This is a genomic window from Mesorhizobium sp. B2-4-15 (assembly GCF_006658505.1).
GTDB lineage: Bacteria > Pseudomonadota > Alphaproteobacteria > Rhizobiales > Rhizobiaceae > Mesorhizobium.
This window is the reverse complement of the sequence record NZ_VFUZ01000044.1, coordinates 1-23,833: the sequence shown is the minus strand read 5'-3', so window position 1 is coordinate 23,833 and position 23,833 is coordinate 1. Positions and strand designations below refer to the sequence as shown.

General features: G+C 63.3%; 27 protein-coding genes. 17 read left to right on the top strand and 10 right to left on the bottom strand.

Going from position 1 to position 23,833, the window contains the following annotated elements:
- Positions 1–357: hypothetical protein (locus FJ930_RS30260; protein WP_210245391.1), on the top strand; the 357-nt coding region annotated here is incomplete at its 5' end.
- A 3-nt stretch (positions 358–360) separates the two neighbouring features.
- Here the strand turns inward: FJ930_RS30260 and FJ930_RS29295 are convergent.
- A complete protein-coding gene (locus FJ930_RS29295) occupies positions 361–1,392 on the bottom strand; it encodes a LacI family DNA-binding transcriptional regulator (protein ID WP_141841092.1) in 1,032 nt (343 codons plus the stop codon).
- A gap of 201 nt (positions 1,393–1,593) precedes the next feature.
- Between FJ930_RS29295 and FJ930_RS29290 the strand changes: the two genes are divergently transcribed.
- The 3 genes from FJ930_RS29290 to FJ930_RS29280 are packed head-to-tail and all read left to right on the top strand — an operon-like array spanning position 1,594 to position 4,266.
- Positions 1,594–2,685 carry a fatty acid desaturase family protein gene (locus FJ930_RS29290; RefSeq protein ID WP_141841091.1) on the top strand — a complete coding sequence of 364 codons (1,092 nt, stop codon included), beginning with the start codon at positions 1,594–1,596 and terminating at the stop codon, positions 2,683–2,685.
- Between the two features lie 31 nt (positions 2,686–2,716).
- Positions 2,717–3,031: a MocE family 2Fe-2S type ferredoxin gene (locus tag FJ930_RS29285; protein ID WP_140606630.1), complete on the top strand. Its 315-nt coding sequence runs from the start codon at positions 2,717–2,719 to the stop codon at positions 3,029–3,031.
- Between the two features lie 5 nt (positions 3,032–3,036).
- Positions 3,037–4,266, top strand: a complete 1,230-nt coding sequence (locus FJ930_RS29280) for an FAD-dependent oxidoreductase (protein WP_141841090.1) — start codon at positions 3,037–3,039, stop codon at positions 4,264–4,266.
- Positions 4,267–4,498: 232 nt separating this feature from the next.
- On the opposite strand, the gene FJ930_RS29275 is transcribed toward FJ930_RS29280, so the two are convergent.
- The 5 genes from FJ930_RS29275 to hslV form a co-directional block, all read right to left on the bottom strand.
- Positions 4,499–5,458, bottom strand: a complete 960-nt coding sequence (locus FJ930_RS29275) for a DUF1402 family protein (RefSeq protein ID WP_141841089.1) — start codon at positions 5,456–5,458, stop codon at positions 4,499–4,501.
- A gap of 231 nt (positions 5,459–5,689) precedes the next feature.
- Positions 5,690–7,000, bottom strand: a complete 1,311-nt coding sequence (hslU, locus tag FJ930_RS29270; RefSeq protein WP_140744260.1) for an ATP-dependent protease ATPase subunit HslU — start codon at positions 6,998–7,000, stop codon at positions 5,690–5,692.
- A 4-nt stretch (positions 7,001–7,004) separates the two neighbouring features.
- Positions 7,005–7,550, bottom strand: a complete 546-nt coding sequence (locus FJ930_RS29265; RefSeq protein ID WP_141841094.1) for a DUF2585 domain-containing protein — start codon at positions 7,548–7,550, stop codon at positions 7,005–7,007.
- 50 nt (positions 7,551–7,600) lie between these two features.
- Positions 7,601–8,125 carry a GNAT family N-acetyltransferase gene (locus tag FJ930_RS29260; protein ID WP_141841088.1) on the bottom strand — a complete coding sequence of 175 codons (525 nt, stop codon included), beginning with the start codon at positions 8,123–8,125 and terminating at the stop codon, positions 7,601–7,603.
- A 72-nt stretch (positions 8,126–8,197) separates the two neighbouring features.
- Positions 8,198–8,749 (bottom strand): ATP-dependent protease subunit HslV, encoded by a 552-nt coding sequence (gene hslV, locus FJ930_RS29255; protein WP_140744262.1) that lies wholly within the window; start codon positions 8,747–8,749, stop codon positions 8,198–8,200.
- Between the two features lie 243 nt (positions 8,750–8,992).
- Here hslV and hisB point away from each other — a divergent pair, with 243 nt between their 5' ends.
- Genes hisB through coaA form a run of 9 tightly spaced genes read left to right on the top strand, consistent with a single transcriptional unit; the run spans position 8,993 to position 14,764 of the window.
- On the top strand, positions 8,993–9,592 hold the full coding sequence (hisB, locus tag FJ930_RS29250) for an imidazoleglycerol-phosphate dehydratase HisB (RefSeq protein ID WP_141841087.1): 600 nt from the start codon (positions 8,993–8,995) through the stop codon (positions 9,590–9,592).
- Positions 9,593–9,596: 4 nt separating this feature from the next.
- Positions 9,597–10,073, top strand: a complete 477-nt coding sequence (locus FJ930_RS29245; RefSeq protein WP_140744264.1) for a DUF2628 domain-containing protein — start codon at positions 9,597–9,599, stop codon at positions 10,071–10,073.
- A 1-nt stretch (position 10,074) separates the two neighbouring features.
- Entirely contained in the window at positions 10,075–10,725 is a 651-nt protein-coding gene (gene hisH, locus FJ930_RS29240; protein ID WP_141841086.1) for an imidazole glycerol phosphate synthase subunit HisH, read from the top strand.
- A 3-nt stretch (positions 10,726–10,728) separates the two neighbouring features.
- Positions 10,729–11,019 (top strand): DUF1330 domain-containing protein, encoded by a 291-nt coding sequence (locus tag FJ930_RS29235; protein ID WP_140606638.1) that lies wholly within the window; start codon positions 10,729–10,731, stop codon positions 11,017–11,019.
- Positions 11,020–11,023: 4 nt separating this feature from the next.
- Entirely contained in the window at positions 11,024–11,773 is a 750-nt protein-coding gene (hisA, locus tag FJ930_RS29230; RefSeq protein WP_141841085.1) for a 1-(5-phosphoribosyl)-5-[(5-phosphoribosylamino)methylideneamino]imidazole-4-carboxamide isomerase, read from the top strand.
- A complete protein-coding gene (locus FJ930_RS29225) occupies positions 11,770–12,606 on the top strand; it encodes an arginase family protein (protein WP_141841084.1) in 837 nt (278 codons plus the stop codon). The genes hisA and FJ930_RS29225 overlap by 4 nt, the downstream gene beginning before the upstream one ends.
- Positions 12,603–13,397, top strand: coding sequence for an imidazole glycerol phosphate synthase subunit HisF (gene hisF / locus FJ930_RS29220; protein ID WP_181763506.1), 795 nt, complete (start codon positions 12,603–12,605; stop codon positions 13,395–13,397). The genes FJ930_RS29225 and hisF overlap by 4 nt, the downstream gene beginning before the upstream one ends.
- Before the next feature lie 59 nt (positions 13,398–13,456).
- Positions 13,457–13,780: a phosphoribosyl-ATP diphosphatase gene (locus FJ930_RS29215; protein WP_140744269.1), complete on the top strand. Its 324-nt coding sequence runs from the start codon at positions 13,457–13,459 to the stop codon at positions 13,778–13,780.
- A gap of 24 nt (positions 13,781–13,804) precedes the next feature.
- Positions 13,805–14,764, top strand: a complete 960-nt coding sequence (gene coaA, locus FJ930_RS29210) for a type I pantothenate kinase (protein ID WP_140606643.1) — start codon at positions 13,805–13,807, stop codon at positions 14,762–14,764.
- Positions 14,765–14,826: 62 nt separating this feature from the next.
- On the opposite strand, the gene FJ930_RS29205 is transcribed toward coaA, so the two are convergent.
- From FJ930_RS29205 to FJ930_RS29190, 4 genes are all read right to left on the bottom strand, one after another.
- Positions 14,827–16,362, bottom strand: coding sequence for a DegQ family serine endoprotease (locus FJ930_RS29205; protein WP_141841082.1), 1,536 nt, complete (start codon positions 16,360–16,362; stop codon positions 14,827–14,829).
- 196 nt (positions 16,363–16,558) lie between these two features.
- Entirely contained in the window at positions 16,559–17,290 is a 732-nt protein-coding gene (locus tag FJ930_RS29200) for an MBL fold metallo-hydrolase (RefSeq protein WP_141841093.1), read from the bottom strand.
- An 80-nt stretch (positions 17,291–17,370) separates the two neighbouring features.
- Positions 17,371–18,537: a diphosphate--fructose-6-phosphate 1-phosphotransferase gene (locus FJ930_RS29195; RefSeq protein ID WP_141841081.1), complete on the bottom strand. Its 1,167-nt coding sequence runs from the start codon at positions 18,535–18,537 to the stop codon at positions 17,371–17,373.
- Between the two features lie 277 nt (positions 18,538–18,814).
- Positions 18,815–19,582, bottom strand: a complete 768-nt coding sequence (locus FJ930_RS29190; RefSeq protein WP_141841080.1) for a L,D-transpeptidase — start codon at positions 19,580–19,582, stop codon at positions 18,815–18,817.
- 238 nt (positions 19,583–19,820) lie between these two features.
- On the opposite strand from FJ930_RS29190, the gene FJ930_RS30800 reads away from it, so the two are divergent.
- The 4 genes from FJ930_RS30800 to xylB all read left to right on the top strand — a co-directional run bounded on the left by FJ930_RS30800 (position 19,821) and on the right by xylB (position 23,754).
- Complete coding sequence (locus tag FJ930_RS30800) at positions 19,821–19,943, top strand: hypothetical protein (RefSeq protein WP_141841079.1); 123 nt, start codon at positions 19,821–19,823, stop codon at positions 19,941–19,943.
- A 157-nt stretch (positions 19,944–20,100) separates the two neighbouring features.
- Positions 20,101–20,724: a LysE family translocator gene (locus FJ930_RS29180; protein ID WP_141841078.1), complete on the top strand. Its 624-nt coding sequence runs from the start codon at positions 20,101–20,103 to the stop codon at positions 20,722–20,724.
- Between the two features lie 170 nt (positions 20,725–20,894).
- A complete protein-coding gene (locus FJ930_RS29175) occupies positions 20,895–22,220 on the top strand; it encodes a tetratricopeptide repeat protein (RefSeq protein ID WP_141841077.1) in 1,326 nt (441 codons plus the stop codon).
- Between the two features lie 79 nt (positions 22,221–22,299).
- Positions 22,300–23,754, top strand: a complete 1,455-nt coding sequence (gene xylB / locus FJ930_RS29170; RefSeq protein WP_141841076.1) for a xylulokinase — start codon at positions 22,300–22,302, stop codon at positions 23,752–23,754.
- Positions 23,755–23,833: the final 79 nt, after the last annotated feature.

The following is a 23,833-nucleotide window of genomic DNA, read 5'->3' as shown; positions in this document are numbered from 1 at the left end:
TGTTTCTCCTCCACTTTTGGTGTCCGGTTGCACCGATCTATCCGGAATCCCCGATCTCCCCGGGGAATCTCTCCCTGGTATCGTTTCATTCCACAGGCGTTTCCCTGCATGGGTTGGAACGCCAAACCTCCGTTTGAAACAGATGTTCCGGAACGAAAGAACCAAAATGCGCAGTTGGTGAAATATTTATTCCATTTCGCATCGAGGCGTCAAGGGCGATTCCAAATCTGGACGCGCGATTTTGATGTCGATGCGGGAAGCCATGTGCCAAGCGGCCGGCCACGCGACGATGCGGCTCCTATCAACCGTGATGGATTCTTTCATCCTGCCGGCAGGATGCGCCGGGTGTCCAGGTAATCGCTAGATATTCTCGGGCAGATAGATATCGAACGGCAGGAATGTCTGGCCTGGCGCGTTCGCCGCGCCGGTCTCGATGGCATGCGCCATGAGGTCGAGCAATTCGCGGCAAAGTGCGGCCAGCGGCGTGGAGATCACCATCGTCAGGATCCCGTCGGCCAAGGCCGAACGCGAGACCGCCGTGATCTCGTTGCAGACGACCGCCGGCATCTCGGCCGGCTTTGCCTGCCTCAGTGCCGCGACCGCGCCTTCCATGCCGCCGCCGGCGACGTAGCAGCCGACCAGATCGGGGTGGCGGCCAAGAAGCTCGAGCAGCGTGTCCTGGGTGATTTGGTTGGCCTCGAGATTGACCAGCGTTTCCAGCAGGGTGAAGTCCGGCGCCTGTTCGCGGAAGAAGGAGCGAAAGCCGATCTCGCGCAGCTCATGGCCGTGGAAACGGTGGCTGCCGACGAACAGCGCGACCTTGCCCGGCCGCTTCGCCGCCTTTGAGATCATCCAGGCCGCGGTGCGGCCGACCTTGCGGTTGTCGAGGCCGACATAGCCCTCGCGGATGCCGGCGGCGAAGTCGGACAGCAACGAAAAGACCGGCAGCCCCCTGGCCTTCATCTGCTCGACCGTGACCGTCAGCGTCGGGTGATCAGGCCCGACCAGGGCGACGGCCCTGCATTTGGCCGCCAGCTTGCGCGTGCGCTCGACGATCTCGTCCGGCGTCAGCGAACTGGCGAAATCGATGATCGCGACGCCGCGGAAGCGCTGCGATTGCGACGCCGCAAGTTCGAGCTGCCGCGCGAACTCCGTGTAGAAGACATCATTGCCCCTCAACAGCAGGAAGCCGAGCCGGTACTCCGGCAGTTCGTGGCGCATCCGCTGCTTGATCAGGCCGGCCGCGTGATAGCCGATCTCGGTCGCGGTCTCATAGACGCGGCGCGCGGTTTCCTCGCGCACCGGCAGGCGGTTGTTGAGCACGCGGTCCACCGTGGCGACGCTGACGCCCGAGACGCGCGCCAGATCTGATATGGTCGGTCGTTTCGCCATGGTCGCCCTCGTTCGATTTCCAATATCCATACATCATTCTGATAGGAAATGATAGAAACTATCTTTGTGATATTGAGTCTATCATGGGTCGGCGGTATTTTTCAGGCGCGAAGCCAGATGGGTGCCAAAAGCAACAGGTGATTGGCATTCGCTCGCGCGGATGCCCTTGCCCAAGGAGGCAATCATGACCAGGAGGCAATCATGACCGCAACGCCGTCCCGGCGTGACTACAGCCTGATCGGCCGCGACGCTAAGCTCGCCGTGGAAAACGGCCTGTCGGCGGCCGAATGGTATCACACCGATATTCCCCGCAAGCAGATGAAGGAGCTGATGCAGCGCTCCGACGGCCCGGCCATCCGCGACACAGCGATCTGGATTGCCGCGCTGGTCATCAGCGGCGCCGGCGGCGCCTGGTTCTGGGGCACCTGGTGGTGCGTGCCGTTCTTCTTCGTCTATGGCGTCCTCTATGGTTCGTCCACCGATTCACGCTGGCACGAATGCGGACATGGCACGGCGTTCCGGACGCAATGGATGAATGATGCGGTCTATCAGATCGCCTGCTTCATGATCATGCGCAATCCGGTAACCTGGCGCTGGAGCCACACGCGTCATCACACCGACACCATTATCGTCGGCCGCGACCCGGAAATCTCGGTCATGCGGCCGCCGGACCTGGTGCGCGCCATTCTCGGCTTTGTCGGCGTGCTCGATGCCTGGCATGCGATGAGCGACATGCTGCGCAACGCCGCCGGCAACATCAGCGCGGCCGAAAAGACCTTCATTCCGGAGCAGGAGCAGAAGAAGGCGATCCGCATTGCCCGCATCTGGACGACGATCTATGCCGCGACCATCGCGCTGGCGCTGTATTTCGGCTCGTTCCTGCCCTTGATGCTGGTTGGCCTGCCGAGGCTCTATGGCGCCTGGCATCACGTCATGGTCGGCCTGCTGCAGCATGGCGGCCTTGCCGACAACGTCACCGACCATCGGCTGAACAGCCGCACCGTCTACATGAACCCGATCAGCCGCTTCATCTACTGGAACATGAACTATCATGTGGAGCATCACATGTTCCCCATGGTGCCCTACCATGCGCTGCCGAAGCTGCATGCGCTGATCAAGCATGACCTGCCGGCGCCGACCCCGTCGATCCTGGCGGGCTATCGCGAGATGATCCCGGTCTTCCTGCGCCAGCTGCGCAACGAGGACTATTTCCTGAAGCGCGAATTGCCGCCGACCGCAAGGCCGTACCGCGAGGAATTCCACAACGATGCCGTCGCCGTCGCGGCGGAGTGATGGTGCGATCGAGATTTGCCGGGAGGACTGAATGAGCGACTGGGTCGAGGCCTGTGCTGCTGATGATATCGATGAAGAGGACGTGATGCGCTTCGATCATGGCGGACGTACCTTCGCCATCTATCGCAGCCCGGACGACGAGTACTTCGCCACCGACGGCCTCTGCACGCATGAGAAGGTGCATCTGGCCGACGGTCTGGTAATGGACGACATCATCGAATGTCCCAAGCACAATGGCCGCTTCAACTACAAGACGGGTGCGGCCAGGGGCGCGCCGGTCTGCGTCAACCTCAGGACCTATCCGGTCAAGGTCGACGCAGGCAAAGTCCTCGTTCAGATCGGGTGACGGACATGGCGCGGGGAATGGTCATCATCGGGGCCGGCGAATGCGGCGGGCGAGCCGCGCTTGGATTGCGCGATCTCGGCTATAACGGGCCGGTGACGCTGGTCGGCGACGAACCGCATCTGCCTTACGAACGGCCGCCTTTGTCCAAGGATGCGATGGCCAGCGACGCGCCGGAAATCAAGGCAATCGCCAGCGACGAGATACTGGCTGAAAAGTCCATCCGGCATATCCATTCCGTCCAGGCCGTGGCGATCGATCGCGCGGCGCATAAGGTGCGTCTGTCGGACGGTTCGGTCCTGCCCTACGACAAGCTGCTGCTGGCCACCGGCTCGACCCCGCGCAAACTGCCGATGCCCGGTCTCGGCGCGCGCTGCGTCTATCTCAGGACCTTCGCCGACGCGCTGGCCATTCGCGCCCATCTCAGTGCCGGCAACCGCATCGCCATCGTCGGCGGCGGCTTCATCGGCCTTGAACTCGCCGCCGCCGCCCGCAAGCTCGGCGCCACGGTCACTGTCATCGAGGCACAGCCGCGCATTCTGATGCGCGGCGTGCCGACCGAGATTGCCGAAATCGTTCACCAGGCGCACATCGCCGAGGACGTCAAGATCCTGTGCGGTGACGGCATTGCGGCCATCGTCGATGACGGCAAGGAAGTGCGCGTGTCGCTTGCAGGCGGACGGGAAATCGCGGCCGATCTCGCCATCATCGGCATCGGCGCCGTCCCGGTGACCGGGCTCGCGGCCGAAGCGGGCCTGGCCTTAGACAACGGCATTGCCGTCGACGCTGAATTGCGCACGAGCGACCCCGACATCTTCGCTGCCGGCGACTGCTGTTCATTCCCGCTCGCCGTCTATGGCGGTCGCCGCGTGCGGCTGGAAGCGTGGCGCAATGCACAGGAACAGGGCGCGCTGGCGGCTAAAAACATGCTGGGTGCCGGCGAGGCGCATGCGGCGGTGCCGTGGTTCTGGTCGGATCAGTATGGCCTGTCCCTGCAGATCGCTGGTCTAGCGGACGAAGGCCGTTCTGTCGTCCGCCGCGATCTCGGCGACGGCGCCTTCATTCTCTTCCATCTGGCCGGGGATGGCAGGCTGGTGGCGGCCAGCGGCATCGGCCCCGGCAATGCGGTCGCCCGCGACATCAGGCTGGCCGAAATGCTGATCGGCAAGCAGGCCAAGCCCGCGCCGGAGGCATTGGAATCGCAGGCCGTCAAGCTGAAGTCGTTGCTGGCGGCCTGAACGGCCGCGCCACCTTGTGGATGTCGGCGCCGCCCCTCATCTGCCTGCCGGCATCTCTCCCCGTGCCACGGGGAGAAGGGCTGTGGCAACCTCGCTGCCTTTCCCACATCGCTAACAATCGGCGAAACCGTCGATGACGGCTTCTTTCTCCCCGTCCCTATAGGGGGAGAAATGCCCGGCAGGGCAATGAGGGGCGGCGCAAACTCAGGAAGATTCAACTCCGCCAGGACACCTAAAACAGCGCCTTCAGCTCGTCCAATTTGTCGTTGACCAGCCAGCCATAATAATTCTCTTCCGGCAGCTTTTCCGGCTCGCCGGAAGCGCGGCGCTTGTCGTTTTCCGCCTTCAGCGCATAGGCGCGCTGCTCCGGATTGCCGACATTGTAGAGCGTGGCGGTCAGCCCCGGATTGCCTGAAATGTCGAAGCCGGCAATGCTCTTGTAGGCATCGATCGATTTCTTGATGGTCGCCGCGACATAAAGCAGCGTCAGGTCCGGATCCATGATGGTCTTGTAGACCGAGTTGGGATCGCCGACATCGAGCTTCGGCAGGCCCGAGATCTTGTGCACGAGATCGCTCATCTGCAAGGCGGTCAGCGGATTAAGCTGGCCGAGGCCGAAGGTCTGGCCGGCATAGTAGGGCTGGAAGAAAGTGGCGCCGAAGCGGTTGTCGGGGAAATCCTCGCCGCCGACGGTCTTGCCGCGAAAAGAATGGTTCCAGACCTGTTCGCGGCATTCCCACAGATCGTAGCTGTCCGAGATTGCACCGCATTTTCTGAATTCCGGCCGCTGTACGAAATCGCTGACATCCTCGCCGTCATAGGCGAAGGACAGTTTGCTTGAGAGGTAGGAGATCGCCTTGACATAGTAGGTCTGCAGCCGGTCATAGGCGTCGACATTATAGGTGTGCTCGCCGACGATTGCGCCGACAATATGCATAGGATCGATGCCATAGGCGCTTGCTGCCTTCTTGATCTTGCCGCGCAGATCGGCGTCGTTCTGCAGCAGCGCATAGACCTTGCGATACTTCGCCTGGAAGGTGGTGTTGGTCGCCTGCGTGCGCCGGCTGGAGGCGCCGGGAATATCGGGCTGCTCGGCATTTCGGTTTCCCGGCGGCACCAGCGTCGCCGCATCGGCGGCGAAAAGCGTCGCCGCCAGCGTCAAGCCGAGAATGAACAGGATCAGTTTTTTCATGCGCCGCCGCCTACAGGTATTGCCGCGCAAACTAGGGTATCGCTCTTGGTCGAGTCGAGAGCGCCCCTTCGGTCGGCGAGACGAAAGGTGGCCAGATGGTACCATCTGGCCACACATTGATTCTTGCCGGAAACGGCCGAAGCATCGGTCAAAGTTGTTGGAGCGCCCTTTGCGCGTCCAGAGGACGCGCGGCGCTCCAATCCCGGCGCCGGAACGTTCCGGCGCTGGCGTTTAAAGGATGAATCGCGACAAATCTGTGTTTCGCGACAGGTCGCCCACATGCTTCTTGACGTAGGCGGCATCGATGGTGACGGCCGTGCCGTGGCGGTCCGGCGCGTCGTAGGAGATTTCGTCCAGCACCCGCTCCATCACCGTCTGCAGCCGCCTGGCACCGATATTCTCGATGCTGGCGTTGAGGTCGACAGCCACACCGGCAAGCGAATCGATGGCGTCGTCGGTGAAGGTCAGGTCGACACCCTCGGTCTTCATCAGCGCGATATACTGCTTGATCAGGCTGGCCTCGGTCTCGGTCAGGATACGGACGAAATCCTCCTTCTCCAGCGCGCGCAATTCGACGCGGATCGGCAGGCGGCCCTGCAATTCCGGCAAAAGGTCGGACGGCTTCGAGACGTGGAACGCACCCGATGCGATGAACAGGATATGATCGGTCTTCACCGGCCCATATTTGGTCGCCACCGTCGTGCCTTCTACCAGCGGCAGCAGATCACGCTGCACGCCTTCGCGGGAAGGGCCACCGGAAATGTCGGATCTCGCCGCGATCTTGTCGATCTCGTCGAGGAAGACGATGCCGTCGTTTTCGGTAGCGTCCAGTGCCCGGCGCACCACCTCGTCCTGGTCGAGCAGCTTGTCGGACTCGTCACTGACCAGCAGGTCGTAGGACTCCTTCACCGTCGTCTTGCGCAGCTTGGTCTTCTTGCCGCCCATCGCCTTCGACAGCATGTCGTTGATGTTCAGCACGCCGATATTGGCGCCCGGCATGCCGGGGATCTCGAAGCCGGGCATGCCGCCATTGCCGGTGTCCGCCACTTCGATTTCGATTTCCTTGTCGTCGAGCTCGCCTTCGCGCAGCTTCTTGCGGAAGGAGTCACGCGTCGCCGGGCTTGCCGTCTTGCCGACCAGCGCCTCCAGCACGCGTTCCTCGGCGTTGATGTGGGCGCGGGCCTTGACGTCCTCGCGCATCTTCTCGCGCACCAGGCCGATGGCGATCTCGACAAGGTCGCGCACGATCTGCTCGACATCCCGGCCGACATAGCCGACCTCGGTGAACTTGGTCGCCTCGACCTTGACGAAGGGCGCACCGGCCAGCCGCGCCAGGCGGCGCGAGATCTCGGTCTTGCCGACGCCGGTCGGCCCGATCATCAGGATGTTCTTGGGCATCACCTCTTCGCGCATCTGCCCCTCCAGCTGCTGGCGGCGCCAGCGATTGCGGAGCGCAATGGCCACGGCGCGCTTGGCGTCCTTTTGGCCGATGATGAAGCGGTCAAGTTCCGAAACGATTTCGCGGGGGGAGAATGTGCTCATATCACTAAATTCCACTTTGCCACTGCTTGATGGCCTCGAACGGATGCAGCAGCATGATCACGTTGAGTGTCAGATTGTCGCGGATGAGGTAGCCGGTACCCAATTCGAAGAGAATGGCGAGGCTGACGATCACCCATATAGGTAGCTTCCGCGCCATGACAAATCCCAGCACCATGGCCAGTGTGTCGGACACCGAATTGATGATGCTGTCGCCATAATAGTCGAGCGAGATGGTGCCGGCGCGGTAACGGCCGATGATGAACGGGCTGTTCTCCAGCAGCTCCCAGCCACCCTCGACGAGGACCGCGAATGCCAGCCGCAAGCCGATCGGCGAGCGCGGGAACAGGAACCTTGCCAGCGCATAGAACAGGAAACCGTGGATGATGTGCGAGAAGGTGTACCAGTCCGAAATATGCTGGGAATTCTCGGAGCTGTTCACCACGCCATGCCAGAGTTTGATGTAGCCGCAGGTGCAGATCGGCGGATGACCCATCAGATAGAGCGTCACGGTCTGGACAATGATCAAGCTGGCGACGATCAGCAGTCCCATCCGCCAGCGGTTCTCATAGGCCGAGAGGTCCTTGTCCTCGCCGGATATGTTCACGCCGCTTCCCCCTCTTCCACGTCTTCGGCATCGATCGCCATCAGCACGGCGTCGCCATAGACCGATTGCCTGCGATCGATGATCCGGAATCCGGCCTTTTCATAGGCGCGGATGGCCCTGATGTTGGCGGGATGGGGATCGATGATGACGCGGGGCACGCCTTCCTCGAACAGGTCTTGGACGAACTGACGCACGATCGCCGAGCCATGGCCGATGCCGACCAGTTCCGGCCGGCCAATCGAAAGATCGATGCCCAGCGTACCGAACGGCTGGTCGGCATAGGGATGGTCGTCTTCCATATGCGGATCGTAGCTCTGCAGATAGGCGATCGGCTTGCCGTCGAGCTCGACGATCAACGGTTCGACGGAAATCGAATCGATGTGATCGCGGATCTCGGCGAGTTCGGTCTCCGGATCGTCCCACCACTCCGCGACATGCGGTTCGGCCAGCCAGCCGGCGATCATCGGCAGGTCCTTCTTGGTCACCGGCCGAAAATCATAGTTATGGTCTTGTTTGGTCATGATCTTGTCCGAAAACCGGTTGCCAGTTTTCGCTTACGCGGTCCTGCGGTTCGGGGATCATGGCCGGCCTTCTCAGGCGGCATCGAGCGTTTCGACAACGAAATTGTTGTTGGTGTAGACGCAGATGTCGGAAGCGATCTGCATCGCCTTGCGGGCGATCTCCTCGGCGTCCTTGTCGGTGTCCATCAGCGCCCGTGCAGCCGCCAGCGCGTAATTGCCGCCAGAACCGATGGCCATGACGCCAAATTCGGGTTCCAGCACGTCGCCCGTGCCGGTCAGCGCCAGCGACACCGACTTGTCGGCCACCAGCATCATCGCCTCCAGCCGGCGCAGATATCGGTCGGTGCGCCAGTCCTTGGCGAGTTCGACGCAGGCGCGCGTCAGCTGGTCGGGATATTGTTCAAGTTTGGCTTCCAGCCGTTCCAGAAGCGTGAAGGCATCGGCCGTGGCGCCGGCGAAACCGGCGATCACATTGCCGTCCTTGCCGATGCGGCGCACCTTGCGGGCATTGCCCTTCATGATGGTCTGGCCAAGGCTGACCTGGCCGTCGCCGGCGATCACCACCTTGTTGCCCTTGCGCACCGTCACGATGGTCGTGGCGTGCATGGTCAGATTATCAGACATGTCCTGGCTCCGATTCGCGCGATCCCAAAAAGGCGATTGGCGCGGTACGAGTAACTTTGATCGGCCATATGTATGCATAGGGCGAACGATTGCAAATCGCCTCTCCGGCAAGGCCGATACCTCTACGCAAGGCAACTGGCAATCGCCGGATCATGCTGGTAGAAGGCTTTCGTTTTCAAGCCCGCGAGCGCTTGAGGCCCGTGAACCGGTCACGATGTGCACCGCTGGGACAAGGATAGAGTGATGGCGCCCCGATCCGCTGAAGCAAGCCGCAAGACCAGGGAAACCGACATCTCCGTGTCGGTCCATGTCGACGGTTCGGGCAAGGCGGACATTGCGACGGGTGTCGGCTTCTTCGACCACATGCTGGACCAGCTCTCGCGCCATTCCCTGATCGACATGACTATCAGGGCGAAGGGCGACCTGCATATCGACGATCACCACACGGTCGAGGATACCGGCATCGCGCTCGGCCAGGCCTTGACCAAGGCGCTGGGCGAACGGCGCGGCATCATGCGCTATGCCTCGATCGACCTTGCCATGGACGAAACGCTGACGCGCGCGGCGATCGACGTGTCCGGCCGTCCGTTCCTGGTCTGGAATGTGTCGTTCTCGTCGCCGAAGATCGGCAGCTTCGACACCGAACTGGTGCGCGAGTTCTTCCAGGCGCTGGCGCAGAATGCAGGCATCACGCTGCATGTCACCAATCATTATGGCGCCAACAACCATCATATCGCCGAGACCTGTTTCAAGGCGGTGGCGCGTGCGTTGCGCGCGGCACTGGAGCGCGACCCGCGCCAGCCGGACGCGGTTCCCTCCACCAAGGGATCTTTGAAGGGATAGCCTCATGGCCAGCTATGTCGTGATGGAACCGCCCAGCCGCGGCGAAAAGGTCGAAACACCGGCCTTCATCCGCGATGGCTTCACCTGGCTCGGTCTCCTGGTGCCGCCGCTGTGGCTTGCCTGGAACCGGCTGTGGATCGAAGCGGCGCTCACCTTCGTCGTCATGGCTGTGCTTTCGATGCTTGGCCAAGGACTTGGCCTTGGACTGGCCGGCTCGCTGCTGTCGCTGCTCGTCTCGCTCTATGTCGGCCTGGAGGGCCAGGGGCTGCGCATTGCGGCACTCCGCCGGCGCGGCTGGCACGAGTGGGGCGTCGTTGAGGCCGGCTGGTTGGACGACGCCGACACGCGTTATGCGCTGGAGGTCGAGAAGCATCCGGAGGAAGCACCACCAGCGCCGCGAATGGTTCCGGATGCCGCCCTGGCGCGCCCGGCGCAGCCCGGGATGGCGCTGGGGCTGACCCACATTCCGGGACGGCGCTGACATGCGGGTTGCGATCATCGATTACGGCTCGGGCAATCTGCGCTCGGCCACCAAGGCCTTCGAACGTGCCGCGCGTGAAGCTGGCATTGCGACCGAGATCGGCCTGACGGCCGATGCCGAACGGGTGCGCAGCGCCGACCGCATCGTCCTGCCTGGCGTCGGCGCCTATGCCGACTGCGCGGCTGGCTTACGTGCTGTCCCCGGCATGTGGGAAGCGGTGGAAGAGGTGGCGATTGCCAAGGGGCGGCCGTTCCTCGGCATCTGCGTCGGCATGCAACTGATGTCGGAGCGCGGCCTGGAAAAGACCGTGACGAACGGCTTTGGCTGGATATCGGGCGATGTCAAGGAAATCACGCCGGCCGATCCGGCGCTGAAGATCCCGCAGATCGGCTGGAACACGATCGAACTCACGCGCCAGCATCCGCTGTTTGCCGACATTCCAACCGGGCCGCACGGGCTGCATGCCTATTTCGTCCATTCCTATCATCTTGATGCAAAAAAGCCGGACGAGGTTCTGGCGGTTGCCGACTATGGTGGCCCGGTAACGGCGACAGTCGCCCGCGACAATCTCGTCGGCACGCAGTTCCATCCCGAAAAGAGCCAGGCGCTCGGCCTGGCGCTGATCGCCAATTTCCTGCGCTGGAGGCCCTAGACCATGAGCAAGAAGGGCTATTGGATGGCGATGATCGATGTTCGCGATCCCGAATTGTACAAGCAGTACATCGAGGCCAATGCCGCGGCCTTTGCGAAATATGGCGCGAAATTCGCTGTGCGGGCCGGCCGCCACGAAAATCCGGAAGGGCCGACCGGCAACCGCCATGTACTGGTCGAGTTCGATTCTTTCGACAAGGCGGTCGAATGCTATCATTCGCCCGAATACCAGCATGCGTCGAAGTTCCGGCTTGCCGCCTCGACCGGTCATTTCGTCATCGTTGAAGGCGCTTGAACGGATGATCCTGTTTCCAGCCATCGATCTCAAGGACGGCAAGTGCGTGCGCCTGAAGCACGGCGACATGGCGACCGCGACCATCTACAACGATGATCCTGCCGCTCAGGCGAGAGCCTTCGAGGAACAGGGCTTCGAATGGCTGCACGTCGTCGACCTCAACGGTGCTTTCAAGGGCCAGAGCGTCAACAGCGCCGCGGTCGGCGCCATTCTCAAGGCGACGAAGAACCCGGTGCAGCTTGGCGGCGGCATCCGCACGCTGGACCAGATCGAGGACTGGCTCGACCGTGGGCTGGCCCGCGTCATCCTTGGCACGGTCGCCGTGCGCGATCCCGATCTGGTCAAGCAGGCCTGCAAGGCCTTTCCTGGCAAGATCGCCGTCGGCATCGACGCCAAGGGCGGCAAGGTTGCGGTCGAGGGCTGGGCGGAAGCCTCCAGCCTCGGCGTCATCGAACTGGCCAGGAAATTCGAGGGTGCGGGTGTGGCCGCCATCATCTACACCGACATCGACCGCGACGGCGTGCTCACCGGCATCAACTGGAACGCCACCATCGACCTCGCCGATGCCGTATCGATTCCGGTCATCGCCTCGGGCGGGCTGGCCTCGATCGCCGACGTCGTGCGCATGACCATGCCCGATGCACGGAAGCTCGAGGGCGCCATTTCCGGGCGCGCGCTCTATGACGGCCGTATCGACCCGGCCGAGGCGCTGGCGATCCTGCAAGGCAAGGCGGCAGTGGAGACGCGGTTGTGAAAATCTCCATCATTCTCGCCTCTTATGATAGCGGGCACTATCACGGCGGCATGGGCCAGGGGCCGGACGCGCTGATATCGGGCGGGTTGGTCGACGCGCTGACCATGGCCGGCCACGATGTCGTCGTCGAGGATATCGGCAAGGTCGGCGACGATCAGGAGCGCGAGATCGCCACTGGTTTTGCCGTCTGCAACGCCGTCTCCGGCGAGGTCCGCATCGCCATCGACAGGGGACGGTTTCCCATCGTGCTCGCCGGCAACTGCCTGACATCAGCCGGTGCCGTAGCCGGCGAAGGCGCCGATGCGATCATCTGGGCCGACCAGCATGGCGACCTCAACACGCCCGAAACCTCCATGTACGGCTTTCTCGACGGCATGGCGCTGGCGACCGTGCTTGGCCTGTGCTGGCGCCCGATGGCGGGGTCCATCCCAGGATTCAAGCCGATCGATCCCCAGCGTTGCGTGCTCGTCAACGCGCGCGATCTCGATCCGGCGGAGAAAAAACTTCTCGAGACTTTGCCGGTCATCCAGACGGAATGTCCTGGCGTGGCGCAGGCGACGGAAAAGCTGAAGACCGCCGGCGCCGAAAGGGTGCACATGCATATCGATCTCGACGTGCATGACCCGAAGGATCTGCAGGTAAACCGCTACGTCACCCCCGGCGGTCCGAACCCGGAACAGTTGCGCGACGCGACCTGTGCCATGGCGCTTTCGGTGCCGGTCGTTGGCATCACCGTTTCCGCGTACGATCCGGCCTTCGATGCCCAGGGCGATGTGCCGCCGATGGTCGGTCAGCTGCTCAACGATCTAATCGCCACGATAGAGGGCCGCTGATGCTGAAAGCCCGCGTCATCCCTTGCCTCGACGTCAAGGACGGCCGCGTCGTCAAGGGCGTCAACTTCGTCGATCTCGTCGACGCCGGCGATCCGGTCGAGGCCGCCAAGGCCTATGACGCTGCCGGTGCCGACGAATTGTGTTTTCTCGACATCACGGCGTCATCGGACAACCGCGAGACCATCTTCGATGTCATTGCCCGCACCGCCGAGCAATGCTTCATGCCGCTGACCGTCGGCGGCGGCGTGCGCCAGGTCGCCGATATCAGGAGGCTGCTTTTGGCCGGCGCCGACAAGGTGTCGATCAACACGGCGGCGGTGAAGAACCCTGATTTCGTCGCCCAGGCCGCCGACAAGTTCGGCAACCAGTGCATCGTCGTCGCCATCGACGCCAAGAAAGTGTCCGGCCCCGACGAGGCCGACCGCTGGGAGATCTTCACCCATGGCGGGCGCGAGAAGACCGGCATCGACGCGGTGGAATTCGCCCGGAAAATGGTCGATCGCGGCGCCGGCGAGATCCTGTTGACCTCGATGGACCGCGACGGCACCAAGGCCGGCTATGATATTGCGCTCACCCGCGCGATCGCGGACGCGGTGCGGGCGCCGGTCATCGCGTCCGGGGGTGTCGGCACGCTCGATCACATGGTCGAAGGCATTCGCGATGGTCATGCTGGTGCCGTGCTCGCCGCATCTATCTTCCATTTCGGCACCTATACGATCGCCGAGGCCAAGGCGCATATGGCTGAGGCCGGCCTGCCGATGCGGCTGGACTCCCTCGGCAACAGGTCTTAGAGCATGGCAGAAGCCGGCTTTCAGAAAAGATCAGGCCTGACAAGAAGATAGACATCGCCATGTCCGCGTTTTCGCTGTCCGATCTGGAAAAATCCATCCGGGAACGCGCCGAGTCCGGCGATCCGGACTCATGGACGGCCAAGCTGTTTTCGCGCGGCATCGACAAGGCGGCGCAGAAGCTCGGCGAGGAGGCGGTCGAGACGGTGATTGCCGCTGTTCACGGCGACAAGCCGGCTCTCATTTCGGAAAGTGCCGATCTTATATATCATTGGCTCGTCGTTCTCGGCATTTCGGGTGTTCCGTTGAGCGACGTGCTCAAGGAACTCGAAGGCCGCACGGGGCGTTCGGGCATCGCCGAGAAGGCGTCGCGGCCCAAGGGCTGACCGCGAGGGAGGACAGGAAACTCGATGGATCAGCTCGCGCAAACCGAGAAATATTCCCCCTTTCGTTTCTTCTCGGCCGAGCAATGGTCGCAATTCCGCGCCGACACGCCGCTGACGCTGAGCGAGGACGAGTTCCGTCGCCTGCGTTCGCTCAACGATCCGGTCGACCTCGAAGAGGTCAAGCGCATCTATCTGTCGCTGTCGCGGCTTCTGTCCGCCCATGTCGAGGCGAGCCAGCTTCTGTTCCGGCAGCGCCAGGCCTTCTTCAACGCCGTGGACGTGGTCAAGACGCCGTTCATCATTGGCGTTGCCGGTTCCGTCGCGGTCGGCAAATCGACCACCGCGCGCGTGCTGAAGGAGCTCCTGGCACGCTGGCCGTCGAGTCCCAAGGTCGATCTCATCACCACCGACGGCTTCCTGCTGCCCAATGAGGTGCTGCGCCGCGAAAACCTGATGGAACGCAAGGGTTTTCCCGACAGCTACGATGTCGGAGCGCTGCTGCGCTTCCTTTCGGGCATCAAATCGGCGCAGAGCAGCGTCCAGGCGCCGGTCTATTCACATCTCACCTATGACGTCATTCCCGGCGAGTTCGTCACCATCGACCGCCCGGATATCCTGATCTTCGAAGGCATCAATGTCCTGCAACCGGGCAAGCTGCCGCAGGACGGCAAGATCGTGCCTTTTCTGTCGGACTTCTTCGATTTCGCCATCTACATCGATGCCGACGAGAAGCTGATCCATCAGTGGTATATCTCACGCTTCATGCGGCTGCGCGAGACCGCTTTCCGCAATCCGGACTCCTTCTTCCATCGCTATTCGCAGCTGTCGGAGGATTCGGCCCGGGCGATCGCCGAAGGCCTGTGGACCAACATCAATCTGAAGAACCTGCGCGAGAATATCCTGCCGACGCGTGCCCGCGCCGACCTGATCCTGCGCAAGGGCGCCGACCATCTGGTCGAGGAAGTGGCGCTGCGAAAGCTATAGATCGCCTGGCAGGGTCGTCGGCGACGAGCCTGCCAGGCGATTATCCAATTCAGCACCAGGCCTCAGCCGTTGGCGAAGGGCACGGCGACATAAATCTGGCCGCCGCCGCGTTCCACCAGCAACAGCACCGATTTGCGGCCCGACTTGCCGGCCTGCGCGATCGCTTGGGTGACTTGCTTGGCGCTCTTCACAGGCGCTTGGTTGACGGCGACGATAATATCGCCCGGCTGGATGCCGGCGGCGGCTGCCGCCTTGTCGGGATTGACGCTCGCAACCACCGCCCCGTGCTCGCTGTCGGCGAGGTTCATCTGCTGGCGGATGTCGGGCGTGATGTCTATCAGGCCGAGGCCGATCGCCGGCGCGCGCGTGCCCTGCTCGGCGCTCGGCGCGCCGGAATTGCCAGTCGATGCCGTCTTCACCTCGTCCTGGTTGCGCCCGACATCGACGGAAATCTGCATGGCCTTGCCCTTGCGCCAGACCTGAAGCGTTTCCTTGACGCCCGGCGCGACGTCGGCGACGGCCCGCGACAGGTCCTTGGGGTCTTTGACGTCTTGTCCGGCGAAGCCGGTGATGACATCGCCGGTCTCGACGCCTGCCTTGGCCGCGGGCGAGCCATCATTGACCTGAGAGACCAGTGCGCCGCCGGGATGATCGAGCCCGATGGCGCTGGCTACATCCGGGGTCACAGGCTGGATCTCGACGCCAAGATAGCCGTATTCGATGTTGCCGCCCTTCATCAGCTTGGCGACCACCTTCTGGGCCTGGTCGGACGGAATGGCGAAACCGACACCGACGCTGCCGCCGTTGGGTGAGTAGATCGCCGTGTTGATGCCGACGACATTGCCGTTCACGTCGACCAGCGGGCCACCGGAATTGCCGTGGTTGATCGGGGCATCGATCTGGATGAAATCGTCGAACGGTCCGCTATGCAGGTCGCGGCCTCGCGCCGAGACGATGCCGGAGGTGACGGTGGTGCCGATGCCGAATGGATTGCCGATCGCCAGCACCTGGTCGCCGGTCATCAGCTTGTCGGAATCGCCCCATTTTATGGTCGGCAGCGGCTTGTCGGTCTTGATCTTGAGCACCGCCAGATCGTTCTTGGCATCGTGCCCGACCAGCGTGGCCGGAAGCTCGGTGCCGTCGTCAAGCGTGACCTTGATCGAGGTGGCGCCGTCGACGACGTGGTTGTTGGTCACGATGGTGCCATCCGCGCCCACGATGAAGCCGGATCCGAGGGCTTCCTGGCGCGGTACCTGCTGGGGCGGCGTTCTCGGCATCGGGGCGCCCTGATCGCCGAAGAACTGGCGGAAATAGTCGTCGAAAGGCGAATTGCCGCCGAAGGGCGAGGGTTCGCCCATGGTTTGGGCCTGTGCCTTCATGACCGTTGTGACCGTCACGACGGCCGGCTTGGTGGTGGCCACGACCGGCGCCAGCGAACCATTCGGGGCCTTGATCCCCACGACGGGGGTCTGGGTCGTCGCAGCGACGGTGCTCAAGCCGGTATTGCCGGTGTTTTGGGCGAATGAGACGACGACGGGGGAGATGATCAGCGCAGCGCCCAGCAGGGCCGCGACGCGATGTCTGCGAAGAATGCTCATGGGTGACATGGTCGTTCTGTCCGGGCGAGCGTTGAACCGGCGCCGCAGGCGCGCTTGGGAGCCGCGCCTGTCGGCGTGTCGACCACCGGGATCGCCTGCCTCGCCGTACATGGCGGCCGGCCGGATCGACAACCAGTTATCTAGGGCGTGGATCGGCCTGATTTAGGGTTTTAGGCCGACCTTACGAAGATTTAATTCAGCACGGGCTCACGGACCCGTCATGGCGATTAAGATAGGCCGACGCGATCTCGCGCATGCGCTTGCCGTCGAAGCTCGGGCCATGGCCGCCATGGCCGATACGGATCGGCAGCTCGAGCAGGCGCCGCATGGTGCTGGTATAGGCGGCGCGGTCGGAATCCGGCAGATCGTCGATCAGCGTGTCGTCGTAGATGGCATCGCCGCTGAAGAACAGGCCGTCGGCCTCGTCGAACAGCGCGATCGAATCCGGCGAATGTCCAGGCAGATGCAGGACGCGGAACTGGCGGTCGCCGAGATCGACGACGTCGCCTTCGCCAAGCGTCCGCGTCAATGGCGCCGGCGGTATCTTGTAATCGGCCGACCTCCAGCCTGGCGCCGGCAGTTTCGAGACGGCGCCCTCGAGGTCGTGGAACATATAGGCGTAGGTCGCCGCGTCATCCATGGTTTCGAACTGCGCCGCACTCATCCTTGGCCCGGCCCGCAGCGGAAATTCGTGCAGCGAGCCGACATGGTCGAGATGGATATGGGTGGCGACGACCAGCAGCGGCTTGCCCTTTGGCGTCTCGATCTCCGGCGCCAGCGGACAGATGCCCATGCCTGTGTCGACCAGAAGGTCGGCGTCGCGGCCGCGCAGATGCCAGATATTGGCGCGCACATAGCCATGCACGAACGGTTCGGTCAGCATCGTCGTCTTCTCGTCGACGATACTCTTGCTGAACCAGTCCGGCATTGCCGGCATCATGTGTGAGCCGGACATCGAATGTGGGCCGGGCATCAGGTGTGAGCCGGGCATCAAGTGTGAGCCGGGCATCAGACGAACGGTTTCCCGACCTTGTATTTTTCCGGTACCAGCCGCTTGAGATAGGCCATGCCGGCATCGGACAGCTGGTTGACGTCAGCCTTCATGAAATCATCGGGCATGTGGCGGGTCTTGCCGGCGACATTCTTCAGCGGCACCTTCTTCAACACCGTTTTGGTGCCATCATATTGCAGCGCCACGGAGCCGCCGCCCTGCTCGGCGACAGAGACGGCGAAGGCGCCGGCATCGAAAGCCTCCTGCGCATCGACCGCGCTGATGGCGCCGACATAGCCGCGCGGCATGTAGCCAAGGGCATCGACGCGGGCCCGCTTGCCCGGCAGGCCCTCGGCCAGGGCCCTTTCTAGCGCCGCCGGCAGGTCGCTGCCCGACAGCTTGACGTTGCCATGCTGGTCGCGTTCCAGTTTCTCCGGGGGCACCAGGCTTTCCACCAATGCCTTGCCGTCGGCGGTGCTGACGCCTTCCGACACGGCGACGATACAGCGCTTGTGGCGGTCGAGCGCGGCGCGCACATCGTCGATGAAGCCTGCCGCCGAAAACGGCCGCTCCGGCACGTAGACAAGGTGCGGACCGCTGTCGGGATCGAGCTGCCAGGCGGCGGCCGCCGCGGTCAGGAAGCCTGCATGCCGCCCCATGACGATGCCGACATAGATGCCGGGCAGGGCGCGAAAATCGAGATCGACGGACAGGAAGGCGCCGGCGACGAACTCGGCCGCCGAGATGAAGCCCGGCGTATGGTCGTTCTCTTCGAGATCGTTGTCGATGGTCTTGGGCGCATGGACGAAGGCGATCCTGCCGCCGGCGGCATCGGTCAGGATCTGCTGCGTGCCCGACGTGTCGTTGCCGCCGATATAGATGAAGGCGTCGGCGCCGGCCTTCTGCAGGCCTTTGAGGATGACCTCGCAATAGGCGGCATCCGGCTTGTCGCGCGTCGAGCCCAGCGCCGCGCTTGGTGTTCCGGCAATCAGCCGCAGCCGGTCCTCCGGGATGGCGGAGAGGTCGACATAATTGCCGTCCCGGATGCCGCGCACACCGTGGATGGAGCCCAGCACCTTGGCGCCGGGGTGTTTTTTGCGGATCTCCAGCGTGGCGCCCACAACCGTCTGGTTGATGACGGCGGTCGGGCCGCCGCCCTGCGCGATGACGAAGGTTCCGGCCATGCTTGATCTCTCCCTAGAGCATGATGCCGAAAAGTGTGAAGCGGCTTTCGAACGACATCATGTTCTATCCCTTGGATTTAGAGACGGATTCAGATTTCAGGTCCATTGGACCTGAAATCATCCGGCTCCAGGCGATGGTTTTCAGGCCACCTTCGCCTGTCTTGCGGCGTCGCGCAACGGGAGAATCCGGAGCATGATCCCGAAAAGTGGGGATCGGTTTTCGGAAAAGATCATGCGCAAACCAGAACAGAAGGCGGCCGCCGGCCGCCTGAAACGATCAGACGACGACGACCGGGTTCTTCTTCGAAACGCGGCTGTAGAGGTCGATGATGTCCTGGTTGATCAGGCGCACGCAGCCCGACGACATCGCCTGGCCGATGCTCCACCACTCGGGCGAGCCGTGGATACGGTAGCCCGTATCCTTGCCGTCCTGGTAGATGTAGAGCGCGCGGGCGCCGAGCGGATTGGTGAGGCCGCCGGGCTGGCCGCCCTGCCACTTCACCAGTTCCGGCTTGCGGACGATCATTTCGGACGGTGGCGTCCAGGTCGGCCATTCCCGGCCGTACTGGATGTTGGCGCGGCCCGACCAGCGAAAACCGTCCTTGCCGATGCCGACGCCGTAGCGGATGGCGTCACCGCCAGTCTGGACGAGATAGAGCTTACGCTCCTGCAGGCGCACGACGATGGTGCCGGGTGCCTCGCCGGTCGGATCGACGACGATCTGGCGGCGGAATTCCGGCTTGACCTTCAGGTAAGGCACCTCAGGCACGTTGAAGCCGCCATCGGTCAAACCAGCATACATGACGTCGGGGCTGGTGATGTTCTTGTCGACACTGATCGCGGGGCGGATCGGCCGCACCGAGCCGGTGACCGTATCGTCGAGCTGAAGTGCCGGCAGGTCGCCGCCCGAGGTCGAGCATCCGGCGACGCTGAGCAAAGCCATTGCGCCTGCGCCAGACAAAATGGCGCGGCGGGAGAGAAGAATATCGGTTTCGATCGCCTCGCCGTTTCGTGATGGCGTCGGACCTTGCGGCAACTCACGCATATACCCAACCCTACGCTGACGGCGGGAAGCACGGTCCGGCCGATGTCAGGCATTTTCATCATTCATGGTTGATAAAGCGTGAATGCCTTGCGCCATCTGCATTTGCGCGCTGGTCGGCCGAGTATGGTTAGGCCCGGCGGGCCACCAACCGAGAGGTCCTGCACAAAAAGACCTGGGTCGGGTCATAATCACGACGCCGGCCGTTCCTAGGTTTCCAGGCGATCAGCGAGGGGCCTTCATGTGCAAGACGTTAAAAACCGATATTAAGCTTTTTGCCGCTGCCATTGTCGCGACGGCGTTGGTTCTCGGTGCCAATGTCAGCCTGGCCGATATCGTGAGCACGCTGGGCGTCGCGAACTGACGCCGACCTGCCGTTGGCGCAATTGATGGCGCGGCAATCCCAGGAAAATCGCATGGCGGTTTTGCGCCCGTATTTTGCGTAAAAACAAAAAGCAGGCCTCTTTACATTCTCCCTGGGCTCAGGATTTATCCTTTTCTTTAACCCATGGGAGACAGACATGTCCTTCGAAAACTGGGCCGCTTTCGCCGCCGCGTCGACCATCCTCCTCATCATTCCGGGTCCGACCATCCTTCTGGTCGTATCCTATGCGCTGGGTCAGGGTTGGCGCACCGCCCTGCCGATGGCCGTTGGCGTGGCGCTGGGTGACTTCACGGCCATGACCTTGTCGATGCTGGGCATTGGCGCCCTGCTGGCGGCTTCGGCCGGTGTCTTCACCGTCCTGAAGCTGATCGGCGCCGGCTACCTGATCTATCTCGGAGTGAAACTGTTCCGCGCCGGCGGTTCGCTGAAGGCCGAGCCACGCACGGACGCGGTGTCTTCCGCAAGGATGTTGGCGCATGCCTGGCTGGTCACCGCGCTCAACCCGAAAAGCATCACCTTCTTCGTCGCCTTCCTGCCGCAGTTCCTCGACCGGCATGCTGACTTCTGGCCGCAGATGCTGATCTTCGAGACGACCTTCCTGGCGCTCGCCTTCACCAATGCGTTTGGCTATGCGCTGATCGCTTCGCGGGCGCGCACCCTCGTGCGCAACCCCAGGGCGATCCGCATCTTCAACCGCACCGGCGGCACCCTGCTCGTCGGCGCCGGCATCGCGACTGTCGTGATGCGTTCGGGCAATTAGAGCAATTCCAGGAAAAGTGAGAGACGGTTTTCCGTCCGGATGCTCGGCCACGAGCGGACCGGCCCCATAGACCGGCACCTCGACATCGCGCATGGTTGGCGCGCTTGTGTGCCATGCTTTAAGATCGCCTGGACAGAGCGTGCCGTATCCAGCCGACCGAAGGGTTTCGCATGGCGATCAGGGATGCATTCGGCCTGGCATTTTCGGGCGCGACGGAAGCGGGGTTCACGCCCTACAGCCAGGCCGTACGCCAATTGCAATGCTTCATCGGCGATCCGGTGGCCGCCGTCGATCGCGCCATCGCGAAGGATCCCGGTTTCGTCATGGCGCATGTCTTCAAGGGCTATCTCTTTGCCCTTGCCACCGAGCGGGAGGCGATGGCGGTGGCAAGGGCCTGCCACCAGGTGGCGCTGCCGCTTGCCGCGACAGAACGCGAGCAGGCGCATGTCTCGGCCCTCGGTCGCCTCGCCAACGGGCGCTGGCACGAGGCCGGCGGCATTCTCGAGGGCATCGCCATCGACTTCCCGCTCGACGCCGTGGCTCTGCAGGTCGGGCACCAGATCGACTTCTTCACCGGCAATGCCCGCATGCTGCGCGATCGCATCGCGCGCGCCTTGCCCTCATGGCAAACCGACATGCCTGGCTACCACGCCATCCTCGGCATGCAGGCCTTCGGGCTGGAGGAGATGGGAGAGTATGCACCGGCCGAAAAGCTTGGCCGCGCGGCGGTCGAGATGGAGCCGCGCGACGGCTGGGCGCAGCACGCCGTGGCGCATGTCATGGAAATGCAAAGCCGGCAAAGGGATGGGATCGCCTGGATGCGCGCCAATCCGGAAGCATGGACAAGAGAGAGCTTCCTCAAGGTGCACAATTGGTGGCACCTGGCGCTGTTCCACTATGATCTCGGCGATACCGACGAGGTGCTGGCGCTCTATGACGGCCCTATCTACGGCGCGCGATCGACGCTGGCGCTCAACATGGTCGATGCCTCGGCGATCCTGTGGCGGCTTCACCTCGGCGGCGTCGATGTCGGTGACCGCTGGGTAGCCCTTGCGGCCAATTGGGCTCCCAAGGCCGGTGCCGGCAACTATGCCTTCAACGACGCCCACGCGATGATGGCCTTTGTCGGCGCCGGGCTCGACGCGCAGGCCCGGACCCTGCTCGAGGCGCAGCGCGAGGCCATGGCCGGCAATGACGACAACGCCGCGTTCACCCGGGATGTCGGCCATCCCCTGACGCTCGCCATCAAGGCGTTTGGCGAAGGCAACTACACCGAAGCCATGCGCCTGATCCGGCCGATCCGGGCGATCGCCAACCGTTTCGGCGGCAGCCACGCGCAGCGCGACGTCATCGACCTGACGCTGATCGAAGCGGCGCTGAGGGCCGGTGACGGCACGCTCGCCAGGGCCCTCACGGCCGAGCGTTCGATGGCGCGGCCGGACAGTCCGTTGGCGGCGCTGTTTTCGCGACGCGCGGCCGATTTGTCAGGGAATTGACCCGAAGCGGATCTTGCCTTAGAAACTGGCTCGGCCAGATTTTTTCGAGTTCCGAAAAAAATATTGGTGGGAGGAAAACATGTATCTCGGCCTCGACCTGGGCACGTCGGGCGTCAAGGCGCTGCTGATCGATGCCGGACAGACCGTCATCGGCTCCGGCCATGGTTCACTTGACGTCTCGCGGCCGCATCCCGGCTGGTCCGAGCAGGACCCTGCCCACTGGATACGCGCCTGCGAAGATGCGATTGCCGAACTCAGGGCATCCCACCCCAAGCAACTCGCGGCGGTTAAAGGCATAGGCCTGTCCGGCCAGATGCATGGCGCGACCTTGCTCGATGCTGCCGACAAGGTGCTGCGCCCCTGCATCCTGTGGAATGACACGCGCAGCCATATCGAGGCGGCCGCGCTCGACGCCGATCCGCGCTTCCGCAAGCTCACCGGCAACATCGTTTTCCCCGGCTTCACCGCGCCGAAACTCGCCTGGGTGAAGAACAACGAGCCCGCCGTCTTCGCCAAAGTGGCGAAGGTGCTGCTGCCGAAGGATTTCCTGCGGCTTTGGCTCTCCGGCGAGCACATTTCGGAAATGTCGGATTCGGCCGGCACGTCCTGGCTCGATGTCGGCAAGCGCCACTGGTCCGCCGATCTGCTCGCGGCCACATCGCTCGACGAGAAGCACATGCCGTCTCTGGTCGAGGGAACCGGGAAGGCCGGTGCGCTGCGCGCCGAACTGGCATCGAAATGGGGCATCGAGTCGGGTATCCCGATTGCCGGCGGCGCCGGCGACAATGCGGCTTCCGCTTGCGGCATGGGCACGGTCGGTCCTGGCCATGCCTTCGTCTCGCTCGGAACGTCCGGCGTGCTGTTTGCCGCCAACGCGTCTTATCTGCCCAACCCGGCGAGCGCGGTCCATACCTTCTGCCATGCCCTGCCAAACACCTGGCACCAGATGGGCGTGATCCTGTCGGCGACCGATTCGCTCAACTGGCTGTCGGAGATTACCGGCAGAGGCGCCGGCGAGTTGACATCGGAACTCGGCGACACGCTGAAGGCGCCGAGCGGCGTGTCCTTCCTGCCCTATCTCTCGGGCGAGCGCACGCCGCACAATGATTCCGCCATTCGCGGCTCGTTCACCGGGCTGGCTCATCAATTGAGCCGCGCCGTTCTCACCCAGGCGGTGCTCGAAGGGGTCGCCTTCGCCTTCCGCGACAGCCTCGAAGCGTTGAAGAAAGCCGGCACCACCCTGACGCGGGTGACGGCGATCGGCGGCGGCTCGCGCTCGCGCTATTGGCTGAAAGCGATCGCCACCGCGCTGCAGGTGCCGGTGGATATTCCGGCTGACGGCGATTTCGGCGCCGCCTTTGGTGCGGCTCGGCTTGGCCTGATCGCGGCGACTGGCGCCGATCCGCTGGCCGTATGCTCCGCGCCGAGGACAGATGCCACGATCGAGCCGGATTCCGCGCTCGGCGGCGCCTACGCGGACGCCTATCATCGTTACCGCGCGCTCTATCCGGCGATCAAGGCCGTAACCGCGTGAGCCGGGGCCTGGCCCACAACCCGTTTCCGGGCGTCGGCGCTGCCCCTCACCTGCCTGCCGGCATCCTCTCCCCGTATAG